The sequence below is a fragment of the Marinobacter sp. F3R11 genome, assembly GCF_003318275.1.
Lineage (GTDB): Bacteria > Pseudomonadota > Gammaproteobacteria > Pseudomonadales > Oleiphilaceae > Marinobacter.
The window spans coordinates 143,275-166,376 of record NZ_QOCH01000003.1 but is presented as its reverse complement, the minus strand read 5'-3'; the positions used below and the strand labels follow the sequence as shown (position 1 = coordinate 166,376).

The window sequence follows — 23,102 nt, the reverse complement described above, 5'->3', positions numbered from 1 at the left end:
GAGTTGAGTCAGATCATAATTAATGCAAGTGCGATATAAACTTATCGGGCCCTATCAGTCAGTACCCATAACGACGAGGTTCTATGCGCTTTTCAGATATCCATGAGCGAGCAATTGCACGTAAAGGCGGTGTTGAAGCACTGAACGCGTTGTTGCCAGAACTGCCGCCGGTAGCTGAACTGGAGGCGCGAACGGATGATCGCTACCTCTCGGAGATTACCCGCTGCGTGTTCAAGGCCGGGTTTGTCTGGCGAGTGATTGATAACAAGTGGGCCGGTTTCGAAGCGGCTTTTCACGGTTTTGTGCCTGCTTATTGGCAGCAGGTACCCCCGGATGTTCTGGAAGCCCTGGCCAGCGATGAACGTATTGTTCGCAATATGCAGAAGATCCGTACGGTACCAGAGAATGCCCGCATGATTGTGGATGCCGCCCGCGAATATGGCAGCTTTGGTGCGTTTCTGAGGCAGTGGCCGTCAGAAGATGAGGCTGGCCTGTTGCTGTGGCTTAAACGCAACGGCTCCCGCCTCGGCGGTAACAGCGCCCAGTATTTTCTGCGCCATGTGGGTTGGGACGGTTTTATCCTGTCTCACGATGTTGTTGCCGGGCTTCGCCACGCAGATCTGCTGGATGCCTCACCCACCAGTAAAACCGGGTTGCTGCAAGCGCAGGCGGCGTTTACCGGCTGGCACCAGGAAACCGGCCTGCCTTATAGTCATTTGTCGCGCATCTTGTCGTGTTCTGTGGAGAGCTGAGGCTTGTTTTCCTGGCCTAGATGCCAAGCAACAGCACCAGCTCACAAAATACAACGCTCGCTCCGAGAGTATCTCCGGTGTAACCGCCTAATTGCCGCTGAAGATACCAGCCCCATAGCAATGCGACGGTGATAATTGCAGTGAGTGCAGCGAGCCACAGTCCCGGTATCCACAGGCTGAACAAAAAAGCCACCAGGGCGGTAAACAGGCCGCTGACCAGCAAACGTCTGCGCGAAAAGCTTTCTGCTACGGGTTTGCTTTTGCTTTTTTCCGGGTCGGTTACGTAAGGCATGAACGCCATCAGAAGCAAAGGGGTTATGCGGCTGATAGCGGGCATCACCAATAGCGCCAGCCAGATGTTGCTGGTGTCCAGAAGAAGTGCAGCCTTCAGAGCCAGAGCCATCACCAGAGCCGCAGTACCATAAGTTCCTATGCGGCTGTCTTTCATGATTTCCAGACGTTTTTCAAGGGTATAGCCACCACCCAGTGCATCCATGCTGTCAGCAAGTCCGTCTTCATGGAAGGCGCCGGTGATGAACAGGTGAAAGCAGAGTACTAACAAAATGCAGGTCAGCGGGCTCCATGCCAGGCTAAGGAGAGCGAAGAGTCCTGCGTAGAGCGCGCCCAGCATAAGGCCCACCATTGGAAAATACAGGCTGCACTGGTTCATCAACTGCTGCGAATAATTGATGCGCACAGGAATGGGAATGCGGGTGAGAAAGCCAATGGCCAACCAGAAGGCCTGCCATTCGTTGGTTATCGTTCCGGATTGAGTAGGCATAGATGACTCTGTTCAGCTGAGGGTGTTCTCTCGGGCGATGAAACGCCGGCTAACGGGAGAGTCGGGAAGGTAACATGGCTCAGGATATTTTTCCTGATTGAACAAACCTCCCCGGCCAGGGATGGGCCAGGGAGGGCTGTTTCATTACTGCGAGCGCTTTATCTGGCGCTTAGAGCTGCTTTGTGCAGTAGTAGAAATCTACACAGTCGTACTCATCAGAGCTAACGCGCTTGTCCGCTTCTGCTGCAGTGGCGGCGGGCGGAACGATAACGCGATCGCCTGGTTGCCAGCCTTCCGGAGTGGCTACGCCGTTTTCATCACTGGTTTGCAACGCATCCAGCAAACGCAGGAACTCGGGAATCGAGCGGCCGTTACTCATCGGGTAATACACCATGGCTCTCAGTACGCCGTTCGGGTCAATCATGAACGTTGCGCGTACTGCCGATGTATCTGCGGCACCCGGGTGAATCATGCCGTAAGCGCGAGCAACATCCATTTTAAGGTCGGCAATAATCGGGAAGGGGATCTCGACGCCGAACTTTTCCTTGATGTTACGCATCCAGGCAATGTGTGAGTGATGGCTGTCGATGGACAGGCCCAGCAGTTCACAGTTGCGCTTGTTGAATTCCGGGGCCATCTTGGCAAAGGCCATGAATTCGGTAGTACAAACCGGTGTAAAGTCTGCCGGATGTGAGAATAATACCAGCCATTTACCCTTATAACTGTCCAGGGTTTTTACGCCGTCAGTTGTAGGAGCGTTGAAGTCAGGCGCGCGCTCGTTCAAACGTGGCAGGCCGAATACAGGGTTGTCAGATTGTTCCATGTTCAAACTCCTCAGTGGTTGTTGATGGTTTAACTATAGACCATAAATTTCATTATGGAATAAGCATATTCCAATGAGAACCATAGGGTGTTTCAATGAACACCTGCTATCCCGTCTTTCCCGGACCATAACCTGCCCGGTGCATACAGGACTTCACCGGTTTTGTTATAGTCGAGTGTAGCCGATGTCGGCTACACTTTTTTGACTAAGCTGATTGACGCCCGGAAGGCGAGTGCTTCATGACTAAACAGTCCAGCGAGGGGCCGCGCAACACGGACTCTGATTATTTTTTCAGAAAGCTGGCCTCGGGTATTCCCGGTGTACTCTTTACTTATTGGCTGAGTGCCGACAGTGAACTACACAGATACCTGTTTGTCAGCGATCAGGTGCAGAGTATTCTGGGGCTTGACCCGGCTGTTCTGCGTAAAAAAGCTGGGGCCATGTTTTCTGTCATTCACCCGGATGACATCAGTGGCGTCAGAATGAGTATTGCCGGATCTGTCAAATCCCTCGCCCCCTGGCGGTATCAGGCTCGTCTGAAAGTCAGAGCTGGACACTATGAATGGTTTGAAGTCCACGCAATTCCCGAGCGCCAGATCGATGGAAGTACTGCCTGGTATGGCCAGTTTTACAATATCGGGCATTATAAAGAGCTTGAGTTCACGCTTCGGGACCGAGAGGCCGAGTCGGCTTTTCAGGCGAATTTTCAGAGAGTAATTGCCAGTCTGTCTACCGAGTTTATCAATCTGAGCTTCGGCACTATTGATCAGTGTATTTCCAAACTCCTGGAAACGATCGGCCGTTTTTTTGCGGTCGACCGGGCGTACGTGTATGGGTTCTCACCAGACTACCGTGTTATGGACAATACTCACGAATGGTGTTCACCTGGCGTGCCATCTCTGATCGATACTCAGCGTAACGTTCAGACTGAAGATTTTGAGTGGTGGCAAGGCAAGATCGAAGAGATGGTCAGCGGCAATAAGGTTGTATTTGTTGAAGCGCTGGACCAGTTACCCGCCGGGCCCGAACGAGAACTGCTGGAGCAGCAGAGTGTCTGTTCAATGTTCTGCGTGCCGATCCGGGTCCGGGGTGTTGTTACCGGTTTCTTTGGCGTGGACTCTCTTCGCGAGCGGGCCTGGCGTGAGGATCAGGCAGATCTTCTTATTATAGTGTCGGGCCTGCTCTCCGGCGCACTTGAGCGCCACCGGCTTGAAAGCGAGCTGCTTAACCAGTCTATTCGCGATCCCCTGACTACTTTGCATAACCGGCGATATCTTATGCCCAGGCTTAATGAAATGCTTAGCCGCGTCAACCGCTATGGAGAGCATTTTACTATGGCGATGTTTGATCTCGACCGGTTTAAACAGATCAACGATTCCTGTGGACATCTGGGCGGAGACTACTGTCTGCGCAGGTTTGCCGACATTCTGCTGGAGCAGACCCGCGAAACCGATGTGGTGGCGAGATTTGGCGGAGAAGAGTTTGTTGTGGCATTCAGCGGGGTGAGCCAGGCCGATGTGAGGGACACGGTCAGCCGCATTATCTGTTCGGTACGTGATCACGACTTTATTTTTGAAGGCCGCACATTACCACTGACCGTCAGTGCCGGTATTGCTGCGATCGGAGAGCTTAGCGGTATTCCGGCCTCGCCTGACCCGCTTATCCGGCTGGCGGATGAGCGGGTCTACTTCGCAAAGCAGGCAGGGCGCGACTGTCTCGTTGATGCATCAGGAGTATCACGCAGATAGGAAAAGAGAATTTCACCTAATATTCCGTTTTGGTATATCCTTAGAATAAGAAATCAAGGGGCCACCCCAACGGAGGTGAATACTGTGAGCAAAAATCCGATCGTCCACCATTTTTTTGATGAACCCACCAATACATTCAGTTATGTGGTTCGTGATCCTGATAGTCAGGCCTGTGCCATTCTTGATTCAGTGCTCGATTTTGACTATGCCGCAGGCAAAACCGATGTACGTTCTGCGGACGAAATTGTCGAATACGTACGCTCTGAGAATCTGAAGGTCGAGTGGATTCTGGAAACTCATGTTCATGCAGATCACTTGTCTGCAGCGCCTTATCTGCACGAGAAACTGGGCGGTAAAACCGGTATTGGTGCCCATATCTGCGATGTTCAGGAGATTTTTGGCAAGGCATTTAACGCCGGTACCGAATTTGCCCGCGATGGCAGTCAGTTTGACCAGTTATTCAGGGATGGAGACACCTTTGCGATAGGCGGTCTTGAAGGCCGTGTTATGCATACTCCCGGCCATACACCTGCGTGCCTGACCTATGTTATCGGTGATGCTGCTTTTGTCGGCGACACCCTTTTCATGCCAGATTACGGGACTGCACGCTGCGATTTCCCCGGCGGCGATGCCAGGGCACTTTACAGGTCTGTTCGCAAGGTAATGTCGCTGCCTCCGGAGACCCGTATTTTCCTCTGCCATGATTACAAGGCGCCGGGAAGAGACGTTTATGCACACGAGACAACCGTAGCGGAGCAGCGCGCGGCCAATATTCATGTGCATGATGGTGTGACTGAAGACGAGTTTGTAAAAATGCGCACGGAGCGTGATGCCACCCTCGACATGCCGCGGCTTATACTGCCCTCTGTACAAGTGAATATGCGGGCGGGAGAAATGCCCCCGGCAGAGGACAATGGGCAGGTGTATCTGAAAGTTCCGATTAACCTGTTCTGAGCGTCTCATGAACTTCAAACGCTTTCTGCCTGTTCTTCAGTGGGCGCCACAATATGGTCGGGGCCAGGCCACCAGTGATCTGGTGGCTGCGGTCATTGTGACCGTTATGCTGATTCCCCAGTCCCTGGCTTACGCACTGCTGGCTGGATTGCCCGCTCAGGTCGGGTTGTATGCCAGTATTCTTCCGCTGGTAATTTACGCGGTTTTCGGGACAAGCCGCACGCTCTCGGTTGGCCCGGTGGCGGTGGCATCCCTGATGACTGCGGCCGCGCTGGAGCCGCTGGCTGAGGCGGGTAGCCCTGACTATGTGGCAGGAGCCATTCTTCTGGCTGTCATGTCGGGGCTGATGCTCACAATGATGGGTATTTTCCGGCTAGGATTTCTCGCCAACTTTCTCAGCCATCCTGTTATCTCCGGTTTTATCACGGCTTCCGGGATTGTAATTGCTGCCAGCCAGCTCAAACACATCTTCGGGGTGCAGGCGACTGGCCACAATCTTCTGACGATTGGACAGTCGCTGGCACAGTCGGTCGGTGATACCAATATGCCAACCCTGATGATCGGCATAGGTGCGCTGTTGTTTCTTGTGTTTGCGCGTAAACAGCTCAAGCCCCTCTTGATACGTTCGGGCGTAGGGTCACGCTCTGCCGATATCATCACCAAAACGGCGCCGATTCTTGCGGTACTCGTAACGACGCTGGTTGCCTGGCAGTTCGGGCTGGGTGATCAGGGAGTGCGCCTGGTTGGGAAGGTGCCATCGGGTCTTCCGGAGCTGACCATGCCTCCGATGGACTGGGGGCTATGGCAGCAGCTGGCGGTCAGTGCGCTGCTCATCAGTGTTGTGGGTTTTGTGGAGTCGGTTTCTGTAGGCCAGACTCTCGCCGCAAAACGGCGCCAGCGGATTGACCCGGATCAGGAGTTGATTGGTTTGGGAACAGCCAACCTTGGTGCCGGGTTCTCCGGGGGTATGCCGGTAACAGGCGGGTTCTCCCGGTCGGTAGTTAATTTTGATGCCGGAGCGGAAACTCCGGCTGCAGGTGCATACGCCGCTGTGGGGATTGCCCTCGCCACTTTGTTTCTGACGCCTGCTATTGCCTACCTGCCACAGGCAACGCTTGCAGCGACCATCATAGTTGCCGTGGCGACGCTGATTGATTTACCGGCGCTGGGTCGTACCTGGCGGTATTCGCGGACGGATTTCGGGGCCATGCTGGCCACCATCGTGCTGACACTCGCACACAGTGTGGAAGCCGGTATTATTGCGGGAGTAGCGCTCTCCATAGGTTTGTTTCTTTATCGTACCAGCCGGCCTCACAGTGCGGTCGTTGGTCGGGTGCCCGGTACAGAGCACTTCCGCAATGTACTTCGTCATGATGTGGAACTATGCCCGAAAGTCACCTTCTTGCGGGTGGATGAAAGCCTGTATTTTGCCAATGCCCGCTTTCTGGAAGAAACGGTGATGGATCTGGTTATTGGTGAGCCGGAGTTGAAAGATCTCGTATTGGTGTGCCCGGCCGTCAACCAGATAGATGCGTCTGCACTGGAAAGCCTGGAGGCGATAAACGAACGTCTTAAAGATGCAGGAGTATGTCTGCATCTTTCTGAGGTGAAAGGGCCGGTTATGGATCGGTTAAAAGGTACTGAGCTGATCTCCCATCTGGGCGGCCAGGTGTTTCTCAGCACCTATGAAGCCTGGCAGGCTCTTACCGACAGCCACATGCCGTTGAAACATACCGCCTGACAAGGGGCACTACTGCGTTAATTCAGTTTTCTGCTGATACAGATCATTGGCCGTATGGCGGTCAGGGCCGTTATCATTGGGTGTGTTCCAGATTTTAATGGGCGTACTGCAATATGGGCATGACCGATAATTTGCTATCTACCGGGCAATGGGTTGTCACTCTGGCCCTGTTTCTGTTGATTCTTGTACAGGCCGCCCGGTCTGTGCGCTGGCGAGTTCTGGTTTCTGACAATGCCCTGCAGCATTCCTTTTTTGGTGCTGCCGTTGCTTTGGGTTTTATCTGGCAGTTGCGGGCCGGTATCTATCCCGGGTTAGCGATCCATATCTTTGGCATTACTGTGGTCACACTGATGCTGGGCTGGGGGCTCGCAATATTTGCCGGACTCCTGGCTTTGGCCATTACGGTGATAACGGGCCGGGAGCCGGTCATGATGTTCGCCGCCAACGGCTTTGTGACTGTTATGGTTCCCGCGCTGGTTACCCAGGGCATCATGCTTTGGGAAAGGCACCGGGATTTCAGCAACTTTTTTGCCTATATTTTTATCTGTGGTTTTTTCGGGGCGGGGATGTCAGTCGTTGTCGCCGGGATGGTGATGTGCATGATGCTCTGGCTTAGCGGTGTATATGAATTTTCAGAGCTGGTTCACGATTATCTTCGGTATCTGCCCCTGTTCATGCTCCCTGAGGGTTTTGTGAATGGGGCTGTTGTTACTGGCATGATGGTGTTTCACCCGGACCGGCTGACAACGCTGGACCAACGTCGGTATCGTTAGAAAGTCAGTGATCCCGTCGTTTTGGTTACCAGCCTTGTGTACGGGCACACACCTGCTTTTCAGAGGCGCTGTTTTTTTCGTGCCACTGCTGCATCCATTCCTGTATTTCGCCCGCTGGCATCGGGCGCGCTATTCCGTAGCCCTGAGCGTAATTGCAGCCTAGCTGACGCAAGGCTTGGGCATGAACCATGGTTTCAACACCTTCTGCCAGAATTGGGTGGGAGAATCTCTGGCCCAGAAAAATCACGCTCTCCACAATGGCCCTGTCGTTTGTATCATTGAGCATATTGAGCACAAAACTCTTGTCAATTTTAACCAGGTCGACCGGTAGTGTGCGCATGTAGGTGAGTGAGGCAAACCCTGTGCCGAAATCATCCAGGGCGATACGAATTCCCAGTTCCTGACACCGGGTAAGCACGTTGCTGGCTCGCCGGATATCATCAAGTGCAGTTGACTCAAGAACTTCCAGTGTGATTTTACCGGGATTCACATCCGGGTGGCTGTGCAGATAACTTTCCAGGTAGCGTGTGAAGCTGTGGTCCATCAGGTGTCGAGCGCTGATATTGATGCTGACCGACAGATCCTGACCGGCTTGATGCCAGAGGTTCATCTGATAAATGGCCTCTTTCAGAACCCATTGGCCCAAGGGGACCTCCAAGTGGCTGTCTTCCAGTGTGGGAAGAAAAGCTGCCGGGTGTAGTAATCCTTTATACGGATGTTTCCAGCGAATAAGCGCCTCGAAACCCACTACCTTACAATCGGCTATGCGTACCTGAGGCTGGAAATAGAGTTCAAACTCTTCATTTTCGAGGGCCCGGGTGATTTCCGTAAGCTGTTTACGCCGTTGCTGCCGGTGTTCGTTCAGTTCCGGGTCAAAAAAGTGCAGCTGGTTCCGCCCTCTCTCCTTGGCAGAGTACATGGCCTGGTCGGCATGGCGGATCAGCCCTTCGGCATCCGCATTATCTTCGGGGTAGCGGGTGATGCCCAGGCTTGCGGTGAGAGTGACCGGCCCTGTACCTGTGCCCGGATCAACGGGCTCATTGATAATGGACAATATCTGCTGATAGATGACGTCGTGATTATCACTCTGAAGAATCAGGCCGAACTCGTCGCCGCCGATACGGGCAGCGGTATCGCCACTGCGCAGAGCCTGTGCCAGGCGTCCAGCCAGAATACACAGTATCTGGTTACCAATGGTATGACCGAAGCTGTCATTGATAGCATTGAAGCCGTCCAGGTCCAGGTAACAGACTGACAGGGTCTTTTGCTGTTGATCTGCGCGGGTTCGGGCTTTGGCCAGGCGGTCTTTGAGACGCTGGCGGTTAGGCAGGCCGGTGAGTTCGTCATAGTTGGCTGCCCAATCCAGCTCTTTGGCATGATTTTTCAGGGCGGTAATGTCGGTGAATGTGGCCACATGGTAGTAGCGGCCGGGCTCTTCAAGATGCACGCGACTGATAGATTGCAACTCGACAAATTCCTCGCCGTTTTTCCGCCGGTTCCAGATCTCGCCGCGCCAGTGGTTATTTTCCTGAATACTTTTCCACATGGAACGGTAGTAGTCAGGTGAGTGACGACCGGAGCTGAGGATGGATGGGTTGAGCCCCAGTACGTCTGAACGACTGTATCCGGTAATGCGGGAGAAGGCCGGGTTTACGTCCAGTATACGGTTGTTATGATCGGAAATGATGATGGCTTCGTGGCTGCGGTCAAATACGCAGGCGGCAATGCGCAAGCCGCGTTCGCCTTGCTTGTGGTCCGAAATGTTGTTCATGATGGCAATGAACCCGGGTTTTACACCCGCTTCTGCGCTGACAGGAACACAGTTGAGATGGGCCCAGAATGGTGCGCCGGAGCGGGTGTATAGCAGAATGTCTTCTGCAAACGGGTTCCTCTCGCACAGTTTTCGGGTGATGTCCTTTATTGTGTCCGGGTCTGTCCCCGGGCCATTCAGAAGCTTGTTCGGGTGGGTACCGAGAATATCCTGCAGCAGATAACCGGTATGCTCTTCGAAGCAGGGGTTAGCCCACTGAACAATCCCTTCTGCGTCAAGGATAAGAACCATATTTGGCGTAACACTGGCAACCAGTGAAAGGCGCTCCAGATCAATCTGGGAGCAGGGCGCTTCGGGTTCCGGAATGTCTATATCTGGCATAACTGAAGTTGTGCTCCGGCCACAAACTAAAAAGTGCGACTGTTCTCCCTGTCCCGTTAGATTGATCCTGATATTGATTTATACGCGCAGCATCCATTGTTTGCCAGCGCCCTTTGCGGAAAAGCAGCCGCGCAGAATACCCATGCAAAGGAAAATGATTTTGATGTATATCAATTTAGTGGTTTGTAATCTAGTTGCGCCAGCGTGAATGCTTTTGCAGCTTTCTCTGCAGGGTTCTCCGGTGCATGTGCAGAGCTCTGGCTGTAGCAGAAACATTGCCCTCATGCTCATTCAGAACTCGCTGAATGTGCTCCCACTCCATTTCTTCCACCGACGGTGGTTCATGTCGCAGTTCCGGCGATGTCGGCAGGGCTTCAAAACCGGTGATGAGCTGATTAACAGTAACCGGCTTACATAAATAATTGACGGCACCGCGGCGCATGGCTTCAACGGCGGTGGCTATACTGCCATAGCCTGTTAGCACCAGTACGTCGAGGCCGGGTATTTTGGTCAGAAGTTCGGGCAGGAGTTGAAGGCCGCTCTCACCCGCCAGGTTCAGGTCCAGAACGCACTTCCGGAAGGTCTGGGTATCAAGGGCGCGAAGTGCTTCGGCACGGGAATGAGTGCCTGTGGCTTCAATCCCCTGGCGTTTCAGAGCACGCTGGAGTATCTCCAGGAAGGCCTCGTCATCGTCAATAAGCAGCCAGCATTCGTTTGTAGTCACTTGCTCCCTCCGAGGTTAGTTTTATCAGCCCCGGCTTCCGGCAAATCGATGATCATGGTTGTGCCATCCTGGTCAACACGCGCTTTCAGAGTGCCTCCCAGTCGCTGGATCGTCGCGTTTGAAAGAAAGAGGCCCACCCCCAGGCCGTTCTCTGAGCCCACAATCTGTTCTCCCGGTGTTTCCTGCAGAGTATCCTCCAGGCCATCGCCCTGATCCTTGACCACCATTTCTATTCTGCCGGTAGTTGCCTGGCGCACACTGACGCCTACCCATGCCGGGCTCGCGGTAAGAGCGTTGGCCAGAAGGTTGAGGATAGCCTGGTCCAGAGTAGCATCCACCGCAACCCGGCAATCCGGAAGTTCTGTCGACCACTCAATTGGGGCGGCGGGCCAGAGGAGTGTGGCTGACTCTTTCAGTCGCGCCACCCAGTCCTGAACAGAGAGATTTTCCAGTTGCGCGGTTTTGGCCTGTATGGCGGTGTTGGAAAGTTGCTGCAGGTGTTTGCTACAAAGAGTCAGCTGTTGTTCCATGAGACTCAGGTCTTCAGCAAGGTCTGGATCGGGGAAGGCTGAACGGATCTCATCGACCAGCAACGTCATGGTATTCAAAGGCGTACTCAAACGATGGGCAACGGCGGCGGCAGAAAGCCCCAGTGCGATAATCTGTTCATCGCGCAGGCGCGTTTCCCGGATGCTCGACAGTTGCTCCTGTTGCTGACGCAACCGGCGTGCGAGAGCACCCACCACCAGCAGCAGAATTACAGCCGTCAGAGCAAAGGTGATCCACATTCCGACCAGGTGCAACTGCGCCAGATTGGCGTGGTTATGGTTATGGCCGTGGTCATGGGTAAGCGGGGTATGCCAGACAACCAGGACTGTGTAGACCGCAATTCCTGTAAGCGTCAGGGCAATGCTTTGACTAAGGGGTACCAGAATGATCGCCACAGCGATAGGCAGCAGCAGTAAGGAAACCAGCGGGTTGGTATAGCCGCCTGTCAGAAACAGCCAGATACCTATCAAGGCCAGGTCGAGGGCGAGGCCGGCGCTTACGCTTGCCGGCGAGCGTGGTGGTCGTCGGGTAAACCAGAGCCAGCCCAGCGTCGCGACAACGCCATAGAGCAGGCATATAACGAGTGCTTCAGCACGGTATGCAAGCGTGATAACGGTTTCTGCTACCGCCAGAGCGGTAAGCTGGATCCCGACAACCGCCAGACGCATGCCTAACAGATAGCGCGCAGCTTGTTGAAATCCCGTTTGAGAGTGAGTGAGCCATTCCATGATGTGGATTCTAACAGGGCAGGGCGGGCAACGGTGAACCCTGCAGGCACATTTAGTGACTTCCCGGAATTAACAGGGGGAGTCTATTCATTTGTGAAGTAGCAAGCCAGGTTTTGGCTGACAACGTCTCCTGTCAGCTGCAGTGGGTTTGAGCGGAGATCAAAGGATTGCAGTGCCTTTTCTGCCGTGGCTTGAGGGATGTGAGCCTGGATGCCGGGAAGGAGGTCCGGCTGATAGGTGCAGTTTCTGCCACCGGGAAACAGGGCGACATAGGCGATTCCGGTTTCCACCAGATCCTGAAAAAAATGCGATCCGTAGGAAAGGTCGGGGACCATATCACCCTCCATTTCTGCTACCTCAACCAGCACTGATACACCGGCTATATCGGCAAACCGGACCGGCACGCCCAGTTCCGGGCTGCTGGTTCCCCAGCGGCCAGGGCCAATAAGCATGGTTTTATCATCACCTGTGCGTACCTGTTCGCCAATGAGGCGGGCAACCTCGTAACGCTCGCTGACGCTTAACCGGCTGTATACGGCTGCATCCACGCGGATAACACGCTGGATGCATAGATTTATATTGCCGCCCATAAAATGGCCACGGGTCTGGAATAAAAGCTGTCGCGCGGGTATGTCGGCGGGTATTGGCGCCGCTGTGGATTCGCCAATGGTTGCCAGTGGACGGCACTGTACAAGGTTAAACGCCGGTTCACCGGCGTCGTCCAGATGCAGGGTGAACTCCACATCCACAGGATGCTGGTACCCTGCTTCCAGTGTTTTCAGCAGGCTGGAAATACGGGGGACAAATTTGCCGCCGCGGACCAGTGCCTGAAACGTCAGTCGCCACACTGGCCCCGACAGGCCCAATTCCTCTGCCCGCCGGCTTGCCGGCTGATCTATCTCCCCAAGATGTTTTAGTGGCAGGTCCGGAATTTCCTGAGTCAGCTGGCTTAAAGGAAGTGTGTTCAGTTTTCCTTCTCTCAAATCCAGCACATCGAGAAGATGCTGAGAAAAACGGTAGCTTTCATCCTGATTGCGAAAGGGTTGGCGACTGGGGTGATCCAGTGCCATTACGCACGCATGATCACCTTCAATACGGTCAACTGCCCGGGTACCCAGGCCCATAACAAGGCGGACCATGCCGGCTGCCGGGTCCATGCTGGTATCCCAGGCGAATGTATTGCGGGAAACCCCGACACCGGCAGCGTCCGGCAGGTAGTAACGCCCGTGGAAGCGACCATTGACCCGCTGAATCAGCAGCGCCATGGGCTCTTCTCTCTGGTCCAGCCCCCGTTGCTTCCGATACACCAGTGCGTCCTTGCTCATGGTCGAAGCATAAACTTGCCGGATCGCGTCCTCTAGTGCTGCAAGCCGAAGCTCCGGGGCGCCCTGGTTTACCAGGAATACGCTGTCGTACTTGCCCGCAAACGCATTTCCAAACCCATCCTCCTGGAGACTGCTTGAGCGTACCAGAATCGGGTATTGGCCATAGTGATCCAGCAGACGCTCCAGCCCGGCCCGGATTTCTGGTGGGAAGCTGCCCGTCATCAGACTGTCACGAAGTTCCGCCGCCTCAGAGAAGTAACCCCCGGCGGACCTTTGGCGCATGATCGCCGGCCATAGTCCGTTATGAACAAGAAAGGAATAATAGCTGTCTGAGCCCAGATAACTGGAATCATGGGGTTCCAGAGCCTCCTGCCAGATGTCGGGCTGATTGGTCAGCAGAATACTGCGGGCGAGCAACATGCCGGCAGCCTTGCCGCCGATGTAACCGCTGCCGATCATTCTGGCACGTATGGCAAGCAGATCCTCGAGGGAGAGATAGCGTCTGGCGAGTTCCAGCATGCGCGGGTCCCGGCTTATCAGGACGTTCAGTACGCGATCTTTGATATCAGCAATCTGTGTTTCTTCATTGCCCTCAAGGGCGCTTTCGACCTGCAGGAATAGCCGGTCCCAGTAATCGAGCAGCGGTTGACGATTAAGCTGAGCCAGTTCCAGCCCGGCTTGAAGCCGGGTTGCGTCACTGCTGTCGGTAATGGGGACAAAACGCCCGTTGCACTCCCGGTGCGGAAGAAACATTGTAGGAGATTGCCTGCGCCAGGCCTTGATGGGCTGGATCTGAACGTCGTCTCCCAGGCGGTGAACATCCACCATTACCTGAGTCGTTCTCCGGATGCGGTCAAGTGTGGTGCGGGAATGCCGGTCGGGATAGAGAGCAAACCAGGCAACAGTATCGAGCTCAAAGAGAAATGGGCAGACTACCCGGAAGAAATTACCTACCATGGCGTCCGTGGCCCAGGCATTGAGTAAATCACTCAGGCAATCGCATACGTAGAATGCGCCGCGGCCGTGCTCTTCAATCAGGCGCCAGACTCTGCCAGTGAAGGCTTCGAACCCACCCAGGGCGTCGATGTTTTCAATGAGAATGTTTGTATTCGCGGAGACCAGAGGAGGATGCTGGCCAAAACGAAGGTAGATGATACGGCGTCCCGCGGACGCAGCAGACTCGATAAACGGCGTAACGAACCGGCGATAATCGTCCAGGTCGGTGACCCGCCAGACGACATTATCGCCAATTCTGAGGCCGTCGAGCACATCATCAAGCCCCGGAAGGCCGGTAGAAGCCCTCATGTTATCCTGTGAGTTTCCGCCGGCTGGGGTCACGAGTTACTGCTCCGTCGTCAGATAACGCCCATGGCATCCATGGCGCGAGCTACTTTTATGAATCCAGTGACGTTGGCGCCAAGCACGTAGTTGCCTTCAGCTCCAAATTCCGCTGCCGTTTCATAACAGCTCCTGTGAATCTCGATCATGATGTCTTCAAGACGCTTTTGAGTATAGTCAAAGGACCAGGAGTCACGGCTGGCATTCTGTTGCATTTCCAGTGCGGAGGTTGCTACGCCACCGGCGTTGGCTGCTTTACCCGGTCCGTACATCAGTTTGGCTTGCTGGAAGATAGCAATACCTTCCGGGGTTGTCGGCATGTTGGCGCCTTCAGCAACGGCGATACAGCCATTCTCGACCAGTGTCTTGGCATCGTTGGCGTTCAGCTCATTCTGAGTGGCACACGGCAGTGCGATATCGCAGGGTATGGACCAGATGCTGCCGCCCGCTACGTATTTTGCGTCCTTATGGAACTCTGTGTATGCGCTGATACGGCGACGTTCAACTTCTTTGATACGCTTGAGTGCGGCCACATCAATGCCTTTTTCGTCCACGATGATACCGCTGGAGTCGGAGCAGGCAATAACTTTAGCGCCCAGTTCATGGGCTTTGGCAATGGCGTAGATTGCAACGTTCCCTGAGCCGGAAACGACAACTTTTTTGCCTTCTATGGAGTCGCCGCGAGCTTTCAGCATTTCGTTAGTAAAGAACACAGTGCCGTAGCCAGTTGCTTCGGTACGTGCACGGCTGCCGCCCCAGTCCAGTCCCTTGCCGGTGAGTACGCCGGATTCATAGCGGTTGGTGATGCGCTTGTACTGGCCGAACAGGTAGCCTATTTCGCGTCCGCCCACACCAATATCACCAGCGGGAACGTCGGTATATTCCCCCAGATGACGGTAGAGTTCGGTCATCAGGCTTTGGCAGAAACGCATGATTTCGTCATCGGAGCGGCCTTTGGGATCAAAGTCGCTGCCACCTTTGCCGCCGCCGATGGGCAGGCCCGTCAGTGCATTTTTGAAAATCTGCTCGAATCCCAGGAACTTGATGATTCCCAGGTAAACCGAAGGGTGAAAGCGCATGCCGCCTTTATAAGGCCCCAGAGCGCTGTTGAATTCCACGCGAAAGGCCCTGTTGATATGGATTTCGCCTTTATCATCCTGCCAGGGAACGCGGAAAATAATCTGGCGCTCCGGTTCGCAGATGCGTTGAATAATCTTCTTCTCAGCAAATTCAGGATACTTCACCAGAACCGGCCCCAGTGTTTCCAGGACCTCGTGGACAGCCTGGTGAAACTCGCTTTCACCCGGATTGCGGTGCAGAACATCTTCGTAAATCAGTTCCAGTTTCTCATCAAGTCGGGCGGTCATAGGGTGTTCCTCGTTTCGGATCTTGCTTATTGCAGGAAAGTGAAAAAGGTGTGCACAAAAAAGGGGCGGTGATTTGATCACATTGGGGCTTATTTGGCAAGCGTGCTCCTTTTTGGTGCCAGGATCTCCTGTCTCTACCCCTATACCACCATTGAGATGCGGCAATGTGTCTCAGGCGCGCAAAAGCTGACCCGTTTATTATTCCCCTCCATTATTTTGGTTCAGACGGCGGAGCCCGCGGGGACGCAGTAGTATGAAGGGTCGAGTATTAGCCTGGTTTACACCGATGGCAGTTATTGGTTTTGCCGGATTTCCGGCGCTGACTCTGGCACAGGCAGCCGGAGAAAATGTTCTTATCCGGGTAACGGAAGGACAAGAGAGCAACACTTCTGACGGGGTATTGGTCAGCGAGCCGGTAAACCGGCTGGCGTCTGATCCGTCGGTATCCCTCTCCCGAATGGGTGGGCGTGGACTGGAACCGATAGTGCGGGGTCAGAGCCAGGAACGGGTGGATGTGCTGCTGGATGGCATTCGTGTAGAAGGTGCCTGCCCAAACCGGATGGACCCGCCAACCAGCAGGCTGAGTAGCGCCCTGGCTCCGGCTCTGGAAGTAAGAACCAATAACCGTACTTTGCGTTGGGGCCCGATCGCCGGCGGACAGATTGTTGCGACTACCGCTGATCCCCGGTTCAACGGCAACACTACCACCGGCCAGGTCACGATAGGTGGATCGGACAATGGTAACGGCAGGCTGATAAATGCTACGGCAGCCGTTGGTAGTGAGAATGCCTGGCTCAGGCTTTCTGGCGGATATGATAAAGCAGATGATTACGAAGACGGTGATGGTAATAAGGTACGCAGCGCCTATGAAAACACCGAAGGCCGTATTGATGGGGCCTGGACAGCGGAGAACGGGTTCTTCATCAAAGGTATGATCAGTCGTCAGGAAGAAGACGATGTCAAATATGCCGGCGCCGGCATGGATGCTCCGCAAACTGACACAGATATGTACCGTATAGAACTGGGTTCTCCAGTCGCTGACGGTGAGTGGAGCCTGCTCGCCTGGCAGGCCGATGTTGATCACATCATGGATAACTTCAGCCTGCGCCCGGTGGGCATGATGAAAATGCAGACAGACTCCACGACCGAGACTCGTGGGTTGCGGTTTACCCTTGATCAGAGTCCCAACAGCTCAACTGACTGGGCTGTAGGCGCAGACCTGGAGACAAACGACTGGGATGCGACACTGTCCAACGTAACCAATCCTGTACCAGTGACGGCGTCACTTATGTGGCCTGGTGTGGAGCGTGAGCGGGTAGGGGTTTTCGCCGAGGGTTTCCGGCGTGTTGCCCGTAACCTGAAGCTTGGAGCCGGAGTCCGTTATGATCGCGTGGAAATGGATGCCACCAGAGCTGATGAGGTCGCGAGTATGGGCATGACCCCGGCCATGCTTTATCAGAGTGCGTACGGGACAACGGATGTAAAGCCTGAAGACAATAACGTCAGCGGGTTTGTATCCGGTGAATGGCGCCTGCCGCATAACCAGGCTCTCACACTGACTGCGAGCCGCAGCGTGCGTAGCCCCAGTGTGACTGAGCGTTATCTGGCCCGGAACACCTCAAGTGGCAGCTGGATCGGTAACCCTGATCTGGACACGGAAAAACACCACAAAGTAGAGCTGGCTCTGAGTGGCAGCAAAAACCAGTGGAGCTGGAAGCCGGTAGCCTGGGTCGATCAGGTGGACGATTTCGTGCGGCGCTACGAAGAAACTTCGACCGATGTCCGTTATGAAAATATCGATGCCCGTCTGCTTGGCGTTGAGGTGATGATCGGCTGGACGAACGGCACATGGAATAGCAGCAGTACACTGGCAGCTGTTCGCGGTGAAAACCGTGACGATAATACGGCCCTGGCCCAGATTTCTCCGGTTCAGTTCGTGCAAACGCTGGGCTGGAATTATATGGGCCATAGTATTGAAGCCCAATGGCAGTTGGCCCGTCGTCAGGATCGCATTGATGCGGAGTCCGGGCTGGATGCGGGAACTTCTCCCGGATATGGCGTGTTTAACCTGTCTGGCAGTCACCCGCTGATGGAGCACCTTACGTTCAGCTGGGCTCTGGATAACCTGTTTGATAATACCTGGGCGCCTCATGTGAGCCGCGCCAACACCGACCCGTTTAATCCTGATGCGGTGCGTGTGAACGAGCCCGGGCGCACGCTGCGCGCGGCGCTGACAGCCAGCTGGTAAACCTTGCAATGGCAGTTGCCCGCTACTCATAGCCGGCGGGTGACATTCAGCCCCGTGCAGGACAGAACAGTCCTGCACGGGGCTTTTTTTTGGGCGCCTTTATGAGTTATCTATAGTAATGGTTGGTGGGGATTTGTAGCAGACTAATTCCGGACTAGGGGTAGGTTAGTATGTTTTCGCTCCGAGTATATTGATAACCTGTAGTTATTAATTAATAACTGTTATTGAGGTGGCTGGTGGTGAAGCATATTGTTGCGGTACTGGGCACGATCTTTCTTGGGTTGGCAGGTGCAGGTTCTGTTCTCGGTGACGATCTGCCAGGCGAACCGGAAACGGCTGTTGTTGAGCGAAGTGAGCTGCAGGAAATGCTTGTGCTGGATGGTGTGATCGAAGCCGTTCAGCAGAGCACTGTGTCTGCACAGACCAGTGGTACCGTACAAAAGCTGCCGTTTGATGTGGATGATTCTGTCGCTGCTGGCGACTTGATTGTGCAGCTGGAGAGCAGTGAGCAGCGTGCCCGTGTGAGTCAGGCGCAGGCTGGCCGGGATGAAGCCCGGGCTGCCTATGCTGATGCGCAGCAGCAGTTCAAGCGGATAGAGGCCCTGCAAGCACGGGGCCTTGTTTCACGACAGGAATTCGATCAGGCCCAAAACAATCTGGCCGGAGCCAAGGCCCGCCTTGAACGTGCAGAGGCAGCATTGGCTGAGGCTCAGGAGCAATTGAGCTATACCCATATAGTAGCGCCATATGGCGGTATACTGACAGAACGTCATGTGGAAATCGGCGAGTCTGTCAGCCCCGGCCAGCCCCTGCTTAGTGGCTTGTCTCTGGAGCAGTTGAGAGTTGTCGTAGACCTGCCCCAGCAGTATGCAGACCTTGCCCGGCGCGACCGGCAGGCGCAGGTCACTCTTGCCGATGGCCGGGTACTGGAAACCGGCGACATGACGTTTTACCCCTACGCCAACCCGACTACCCATACTTTCCGGCTGCGGATGCGCCTAACGGAGCCCAACGGATCACTGTTTCCGGGCATGCTGGTCAAGGTTGGTATTCCGGTTGCAACCCGGGAGACCCTCTGGATACCTGCAACCAGCCTTATCCGCCGTAGCGAGCTGAGAGCCGTTTTTGTGCTGGATGACCAGGGGCGTCCCCGCTTACGGCAGGTCCGCACCGGTGTGATGCAGGAAGGCCGCCTGGAAGTTCTGGCCGGCCTGAATGAGGGTGAACAGGTAGTCATCCATCCGCATGAACTGGTTGGAACCGATCGTCTTGACCTGCCGGGCGCCCATACTTCCGGAGAGGAGGTAATCAATTGAACCACGAATTGCCTCCGGTCGGTCCTTCCGGATCGATTGCCCGGGTTTTTCAGGATAATCATCTGACGCCGCTGCTCGCGCTGCTATCCATCATATTAGGCGTGCTTGCAGTGATTGTTACGCCAAAAGAAGAAGAGCCGCAGATAGACGTCACCATGGCAGACATCATGGTTGCTTTTCCCGGTGCCAGCACGCTGGAAGTGGAGAGCGCCATCGCTACCCCGGCCGAGCAGGTGATGAGTGAAATTGCAGGCATCAAGCATGTGTATTCGGTGTCCCGTCAGGGGCAAGCGGTTATTACCGTGCAGTTTGATGTTGGCATTCCGAGGCAGGAAGCCCTTGTCCGGCTCTATAACCAGGTATATTCCAACCAGGACTGGTTACCGGAGGATCTTGGCGCCACACAGCCGGTGATAAAGCCCAGGGGCATTGATGACGTGCCGGTGATGACCCTCACTCTGTATGACCCCTTTAGTGGTCATACGGGCGAGGAACTCACCCGCCTGGCCCACATGCTTGAGGTTGCGCTTAAACGAGTGCCCGGAACCCGGGACGTGTACACCGTGGGTGGCGTACCTGACCGGGTGGACATCCATTTTGACCCAGCCCTGCTGGCCGGGTTTAACCTCGCTCTCAGTGATATCCGCGATGCCCTGAGAGCCGCCAACAGCAGCAGTCAGGAAGCCCGGGTTACCCGTGACAATCTCTCTGTTCCGGTTCAGGCCGGTACACTGCTGGAAAGCGTAGACGATGTGCGCCAGCTTGTTGTTGGAATGCATAACGGCGCGGCAGTGCATCTGGATGACGTAGCAACCATCAGTCGTGGTGGGACGATTGTGGACCAGAGTGTCATGACCGGCTTCGGGCCAGGGGCGGGCGCTGACAGTGTTGGCAAGCCTGGCGATGTATACCCCGCCGTGACGCTGGCAATAGCCAAAAAACCCGGGCAGAACGCTGTGGATATCACCACGGCCATCGAAGAGCGGCTGGAACAGATACGCAATCGCGCTCTGCCGGAGGGTGTAGAGGTAATTGTCACCAGGGACTACGGAGAGACTGCCTCTGCTAAAGCACGCAAGCTTATTTCTGATTTGATTTCCGCCACTCTTTGCGTGGTATTACTGGTGTTGATTGCCATGGGCTGGCGCCAGGCGTTGATTGTGGGTGTGGCTGTACTGATTACCCTGTTGCTGACACTGGTATTCTCCTGGGCCTGGGGTTTTACCCTTAACCGTGTCTCTCTGTTCGCACTGATATTTTCTATTGGTATTCTGGTCGATGATGGCATCGTGATAACTGAAAACATCAGTCGCCGGATACGCAACTCCAACCATCCCGTCCGGGAAATCATACCTGTGGCGGTGGATGAAGTAGGCACGCCCACTATAATGGCCAGCCTGACCATTATGGCCGCATTGCTGCCCATGGCATTTGTAACGGGCCTGATGGGGCCTTACATGAGTCCTATCCCCATCAATGCGTCCGCCGGTATGGTGCTGTCCCAGATTGTTGCCTTTGTGGTTGCACCATGGCTGGCGCTCAGGTTGCTGAAGCATGAAAAAGGCGTAGCCGCGAAAGAGGCAGGTGAGGCGGGTAGCTCAGCTGACGGTGTCAGTCCCATATCACTGCGCATTTTTGGTGGCATTCTCACGCCATTCCTGGGCGACCACCGCTGGCGCCGCCGCCTGCTCGCACTTGTTGTTATTCTGCTGACTCTGGTTGCCTCCTCATTGCCCGTGTTTCAGGCGGTCATTATGAAAATGCTTCCTTTCGACAATAAATCGGAGCTTCAGGTTGTTGTTGATATGCCTGAAAGTGCGCCAGTTGAACAGACCCAGCGGGTGCTTATGGAAATGGGGCATTACCTGGAGAGCGTCGATGAAGTAACCAGTTGGCAGAGCTATGCAGGTACTGCCGCGCCCATTAATTTCAACGGGCTGGTACGCCAGTATTACCTTCGCAGCGATCCGTACCAGGGCGACATTCAGGTTAACCTCAGTGATGAGGGCGAGCGATCCCGTCCGTCACATGATATTGCTCAGGGATTGCGGGAACCGCTGCTCGCCATCGCCAATCGTTACGGCGCCAGTGTAAAAATTGTTGAAGTGCCACCGGGACCACCAGTGCTGTCGCCAGTGGTTGCCGAGATCTATGGCGCAGATACGGATCAACGTGCTGTGCTGGCACGCTCCGTAGCTGCAGGTATGGCCGAGGTGGACGGGCTGGTGGATATTGATACCACGCTGGATGCGCCTACCCGACAGTGGGAGATTGTTGTGGATCGCGCCCGGGCTGCCCGTTATGGAGTGTCACAGGCCCAGATAGTGGAAGTTTTGCAGCTGGCGCTTGGAGGTATAAATGTCAGCTTTTTGCATGATGATCATGCCAAATACTCTGTACCTGTCCGGGTAACTCTGAGCGAAGGTAACAAGGCTCAGCCATCCGTTCTCATGTCCCTGCAGGTGCGCAGCCGTACTGGTGATCTGGTACCTCTGGCCAGCGTTGCACAGGTGCGTGAAGCAGACTGGATGGGCGCCATTTACCACAAAAACCTGCTGCCGGTGACCTATGTAACCGCCGATATGGCAGGCGCAGTGGATTCGCCCCTGTACGGAATGTTTGCCATGGTTTCGCGCCTGAAACAGCAGGAAGGGGCTCCAGAGCAGTTCTTTATTGACCAGCCGCCGTTGCCGGAAAAAGGTACGCTCAAGTGGGATGGCGAGTGGCAGATTACCTATGAAACCTTCCGGGATATGGGCGCTGCCTACAGTGTCGGAATATTCATGATTTTTGTGCTGCTGGTAGCCCAGTTCCGCTCGTATATCCTGCCGCTGGTTATTATGGCGCCTATTCCGCTGACCATGATCGGCATCATGCCCGGTCATGCCCTGCTGGGCCGGGAGTTCACCGCTACCAGCATGATAGGCATGATCGCTCTGGCCGGTATTATCGTACGTAATTCCATATTACTGGTGGTGTTTATCCGCCAGTTGCTGGATGAGGGCATCGAACTGGACCGGGCTGTGGTTCTGGCGGGCGCAGTACGTATCAAGCCTATCGCGCTGACGGCAATATCGGCGATGGTGGGAGCTTACTTTATTCTCAATGATCCTATTTTTAACGGACTGGCTATCTCCCTTGTGTTCGGACTCGCTCTGTCTACGTTACTGACAGTGTTGGTGGTGCCACTGATTTACTACACGCTTGCCAGGCGAGGGTGGGTTTAATGGGTCTCGGTGCCAGTCCAGTAGCGCTGCATTTTTACGAACAGGAAAGAAGCGCTCCAGGTAATCAGTACCAGCCCTGTAAGCCCTTCGATGCCGGTCAGAAACCGCAATTCACCGATCGGTTCGATATCACCATAACCAACCGTGGTGAAGGTACTGAAAGAAAAGTAAATGCAGTCCAGAAAGCTGCCATCGAAATTGCCTGTCAGCAAACCCCATGTGTCAGCGTGGTGCATGAAAAAGTAGGCCCCGGCAAAAACCCATACCTCTGCCGTATGAGCGAGCAGCACACCAAGGACGGCAACGACCAGGCGAAAGTGATGGCTTTCATGCATTTTCGCCAGAAGTACGCTGAGGCGGACCAGCATCTCATGGTGCATAAGTACAACGACCACCACCAGCGTAGCATTGATGGCGGTTGCGCTAAGAAGGTTTGCGTAATCTTCAGAGAACAAACGTATGGTGCTCCTGAACAGTATTTTGGAAACGTCCTGTTATTAAACAGTAGTCCTGAACTTACTCTGCATAGTACTCCGAAGGTGTATTCCAGAGACAC

At 54.7% G+C, this 23,102-nt stretch carries 16 protein-coding genes; 8 read left to right on the top strand and 8 right to left on the bottom strand.

Annotation, left to right across the window (positions count from 1 at the left end):
• The first annotated feature begins 83 nt into the window (after window positions 1–83).
• Window positions 84–752 carry a DNA-3-methyladenine glycosylase I gene (locus tag DS878_RS00790; RefSeq protein WP_113814038.1) on the top strand — a complete coding sequence of 223 codons (669 nt, stop codon included), beginning with the start codon at window positions 84–86 and terminating at the stop codon, window positions 750–752.
• Window positions 753–768: 16 nt separating this feature from the next.
• On the opposite strand, the gene cobS is transcribed toward DS878_RS00790, so the two are convergent.
• On the bottom strand, window positions 769–1,533 hold the full coding sequence (gene cobS, locus DS878_RS00785) for an adenosylcobinamide-GDP ribazoletransferase (protein WP_113814037.1): 765 nt from the start codon (window positions 1,531–1,533) through the stop codon (window positions 769–771).
• Between the two features lie 169 nt (window positions 1,534–1,702).
• On the bottom strand, window positions 1,703–2,356 hold the full coding sequence (locus DS878_RS00780) for a peroxiredoxin (protein ID WP_113814036.1): 654 nt from the start codon (window positions 2,354–2,356) through the stop codon (window positions 1,703–1,705).
• A 239-nt stretch (window positions 2,357–2,595) separates the two neighbouring features.
• Between DS878_RS00780 and DS878_RS00775 the strand changes: the two genes are divergently transcribed.
• From DS878_RS00775 to DS878_RS00760, 4 genes are all read left to right on the top strand, one after another.
• Window positions 2,596–4,104 (top strand): diguanylate cyclase, encoded by a 1,509-nt coding sequence (locus tag DS878_RS00775; RefSeq protein ID WP_113814035.1) that lies wholly within the window; start codon window positions 2,596–2,598, stop codon window positions 4,102–4,104.
• An 84-nt stretch (window positions 4,105–4,188) separates the two neighbouring features.
• On the top strand, window positions 4,189–5,058 hold the full coding sequence (locus DS878_RS00770; protein ID WP_113814034.1) for an MBL fold metallo-hydrolase: 870 nt from the start codon (window positions 4,189–4,191) through the stop codon (window positions 5,056–5,058).
• A 7-nt stretch (window positions 5,059–5,065) separates the two neighbouring features.
• Window positions 5,066–6,799, top strand: coding sequence for a SulP family inorganic anion transporter (locus DS878_RS00765; protein WP_113814033.1), 1,734 nt, complete (start codon window positions 5,066–5,068; stop codon window positions 6,797–6,799).
• A gap of 113 nt (window positions 6,800–6,912) precedes the next feature.
• Window positions 6,913–7,572, top strand: a complete 660-nt coding sequence (locus tag DS878_RS00760) for an energy-coupling factor ABC transporter permease (protein ID WP_113814032.1) — start codon at window positions 6,913–6,915, stop codon at window positions 7,570–7,572.
• 25 nt (window positions 7,573–7,597) lie between these two features.
• Here the strand turns inward: DS878_RS00760 and DS878_RS00755 are convergent, their stop codons facing one another.
• From DS878_RS00755 to gdhA, 5 genes are all read right to left on the bottom strand, one after another.
• Window positions 7,598–9,724: a GGDEF and EAL domain-containing protein gene (locus DS878_RS00755; protein ID WP_113814031.1), complete on the bottom strand. Its 2,127-nt coding sequence runs from the start codon at window positions 9,722–9,724 to the stop codon at window positions 7,598–7,600.
• Between the two features lie 190 nt (window positions 9,725–9,914).
• Complete coding sequence (locus DS878_RS00750) at window positions 9,915–10,448, bottom strand: response regulator transcription factor (RefSeq protein WP_113814030.1); 534 nt, start codon at window positions 10,446–10,448, stop codon at window positions 9,915–9,917.
• Window positions 10,445–11,725, bottom strand: coding sequence for a sensor histidine kinase (locus tag DS878_RS00745; protein WP_113814029.1), 1,281 nt, complete (start codon window positions 11,723–11,725; stop codon window positions 10,445–10,447). The genes DS878_RS00750 and DS878_RS00745 overlap by 4 nt, the downstream gene beginning before the upstream one ends.
• 83 nt (window positions 11,726–11,808) lie before the next feature.
• Complete coding sequence (locus tag DS878_RS00740; protein ID WP_113814289.1) at window positions 11,809–14,355, bottom strand: PEP/pyruvate-binding domain-containing protein; 2,547 nt, start codon at window positions 14,353–14,355, stop codon at window positions 11,809–11,811.
• Window positions 14,356–14,405: 50 nt separating this feature from the next.
• Entirely contained in the window at window positions 14,406–15,755 is a 1,350-nt protein-coding gene (gene gdhA / locus DS878_RS00735) for an NADP-specific glutamate dehydrogenase (RefSeq protein ID WP_113814028.1), read from the bottom strand.
• A 253-nt stretch (window positions 15,756–16,008) separates the two neighbouring features.
• On the opposite strand from gdhA, the gene DS878_RS00730 reads away from it, so the two are divergent.
• The 3 genes from DS878_RS00730 (at window position 16,009) to DS878_RS00720 (ending at window position 22,546) form a co-directional block, all read left to right on the top strand.
• Complete coding sequence (locus DS878_RS00730; protein WP_187298702.1) at window positions 16,009–18,003, top strand: TonB-dependent receptor domain-containing protein; 1,995 nt, start codon at window positions 16,009–16,011, stop codon at window positions 18,001–18,003.
• 239 nt (window positions 18,004–18,242) lie between these two features.
• The gene (locus DS878_RS00725; RefSeq protein ID WP_261977536.1) at window positions 18,243–19,319 is read left to right on the top strand and encodes an efflux RND transporter periplasmic adaptor subunit; all 1,077 of its coding nucleotides are present in this window, start codon (window positions 18,243–18,245) and stop codon (window positions 19,317–19,319) included.
• Complete coding sequence (locus DS878_RS00720; protein WP_113814027.1) at window positions 19,316–22,546, top strand: efflux RND transporter permease subunit; 3,231 nt, start codon at window positions 19,316–19,318, stop codon at window positions 22,544–22,546. Before DS878_RS00725 ends, DS878_RS00720 begins: the two co-directional genes overlap by 4 nt.
• Here the strand turns inward: DS878_RS00720 and DS878_RS00715 are convergent.
• Entirely contained in the window at window positions 22,543–22,926 is a 384-nt protein-coding gene (locus DS878_RS00715; protein WP_187298707.1) for a potassium channel family protein, read from the bottom strand. The genes DS878_RS00720 and DS878_RS00715 overlap by 4 nt on opposite strands.
• Window positions 22,927–23,102 lie beyond the last annotated feature (176 nt).

Excerpts from the sequence above, each read along its gene's own strand:
- DS878_RS00790 (WP_113814038.1), top strand. The coding sequence starts at position 84 with ATGCGCTTTTCAGATATCCATGAGCGAGCAATTGCACGTAAAGGCGGT.
- cobS (WP_113814037.1), bottom strand. The coding sequence starts at position 1,533 with ATGCCTACTCAATCCGGAACGATAACCAACGAATGGCAGGCCTTCTGG.
- DS878_RS00780 (WP_113814036.1), bottom strand. The coding sequence starts at position 2,356 with ATGGAACAATCTGACAACCCTGTATTCGGCCTGCCACGTTTGAACGAG.
- DS878_RS00775 (WP_113814035.1), top strand. The coding sequence starts at position 2,596 with ATGACTAAACAGTCCAGCGAGGGGCCGCGCAACACGGACTCTGATTAT.
- DS878_RS00765 (WP_113814033.1), top strand. The coding sequence starts at position 5,066 with ATGAACTTCAAACGCTTTCTGCCTGTTCTTCAGTGGGCGCCACAATAT.
- DS878_RS00760 (WP_113814032.1), top strand. The coding sequence starts at position 6,913 with ATGGGCATGACCGATAATTTGCTATCTACCGGGCAATGGGTTGTCACT.
- DS878_RS00755 (WP_113814031.1), bottom strand. The coding sequence starts at position 9,724 with ATGCCAGATATAGACATTCCGGAACCCGAAGCGCCCTGCTCCCAGATT.
- DS878_RS00745 (WP_113814029.1), bottom strand. The coding sequence starts at position 11,725 with ATGGAATGGCTCACTCACTCTCAAACGGGATTTCAACAAGCTGCGCGC.
- DS878_RS00740 (WP_113814289.1), bottom strand. The coding sequence starts at position 14,355 with ATGAGGGCTTCTACCGGCCTTCCGGGGCTTGATGATGTGCTCGACGGC.
- gdhA (WP_113814028.1), bottom strand. The coding sequence starts at position 15,755 with ATGACCGCCCGACTTGATGAGAAACTGGAACTGATTTACGAAGATGTT.
- DS878_RS00730 (WP_187298702.1), top strand. The coding sequence starts at position 16,009 with ATGAAGGGTCGAGTATTAGCCTGGTTTACACCGATGGCAGTTATTGGT.
- DS878_RS00715 (WP_187298707.1), bottom strand. The coding sequence starts at position 22,926 with ATGCACCATGAGATGCTGGTCCGCCTCAGCGTACTTCTGGCGAAAATG.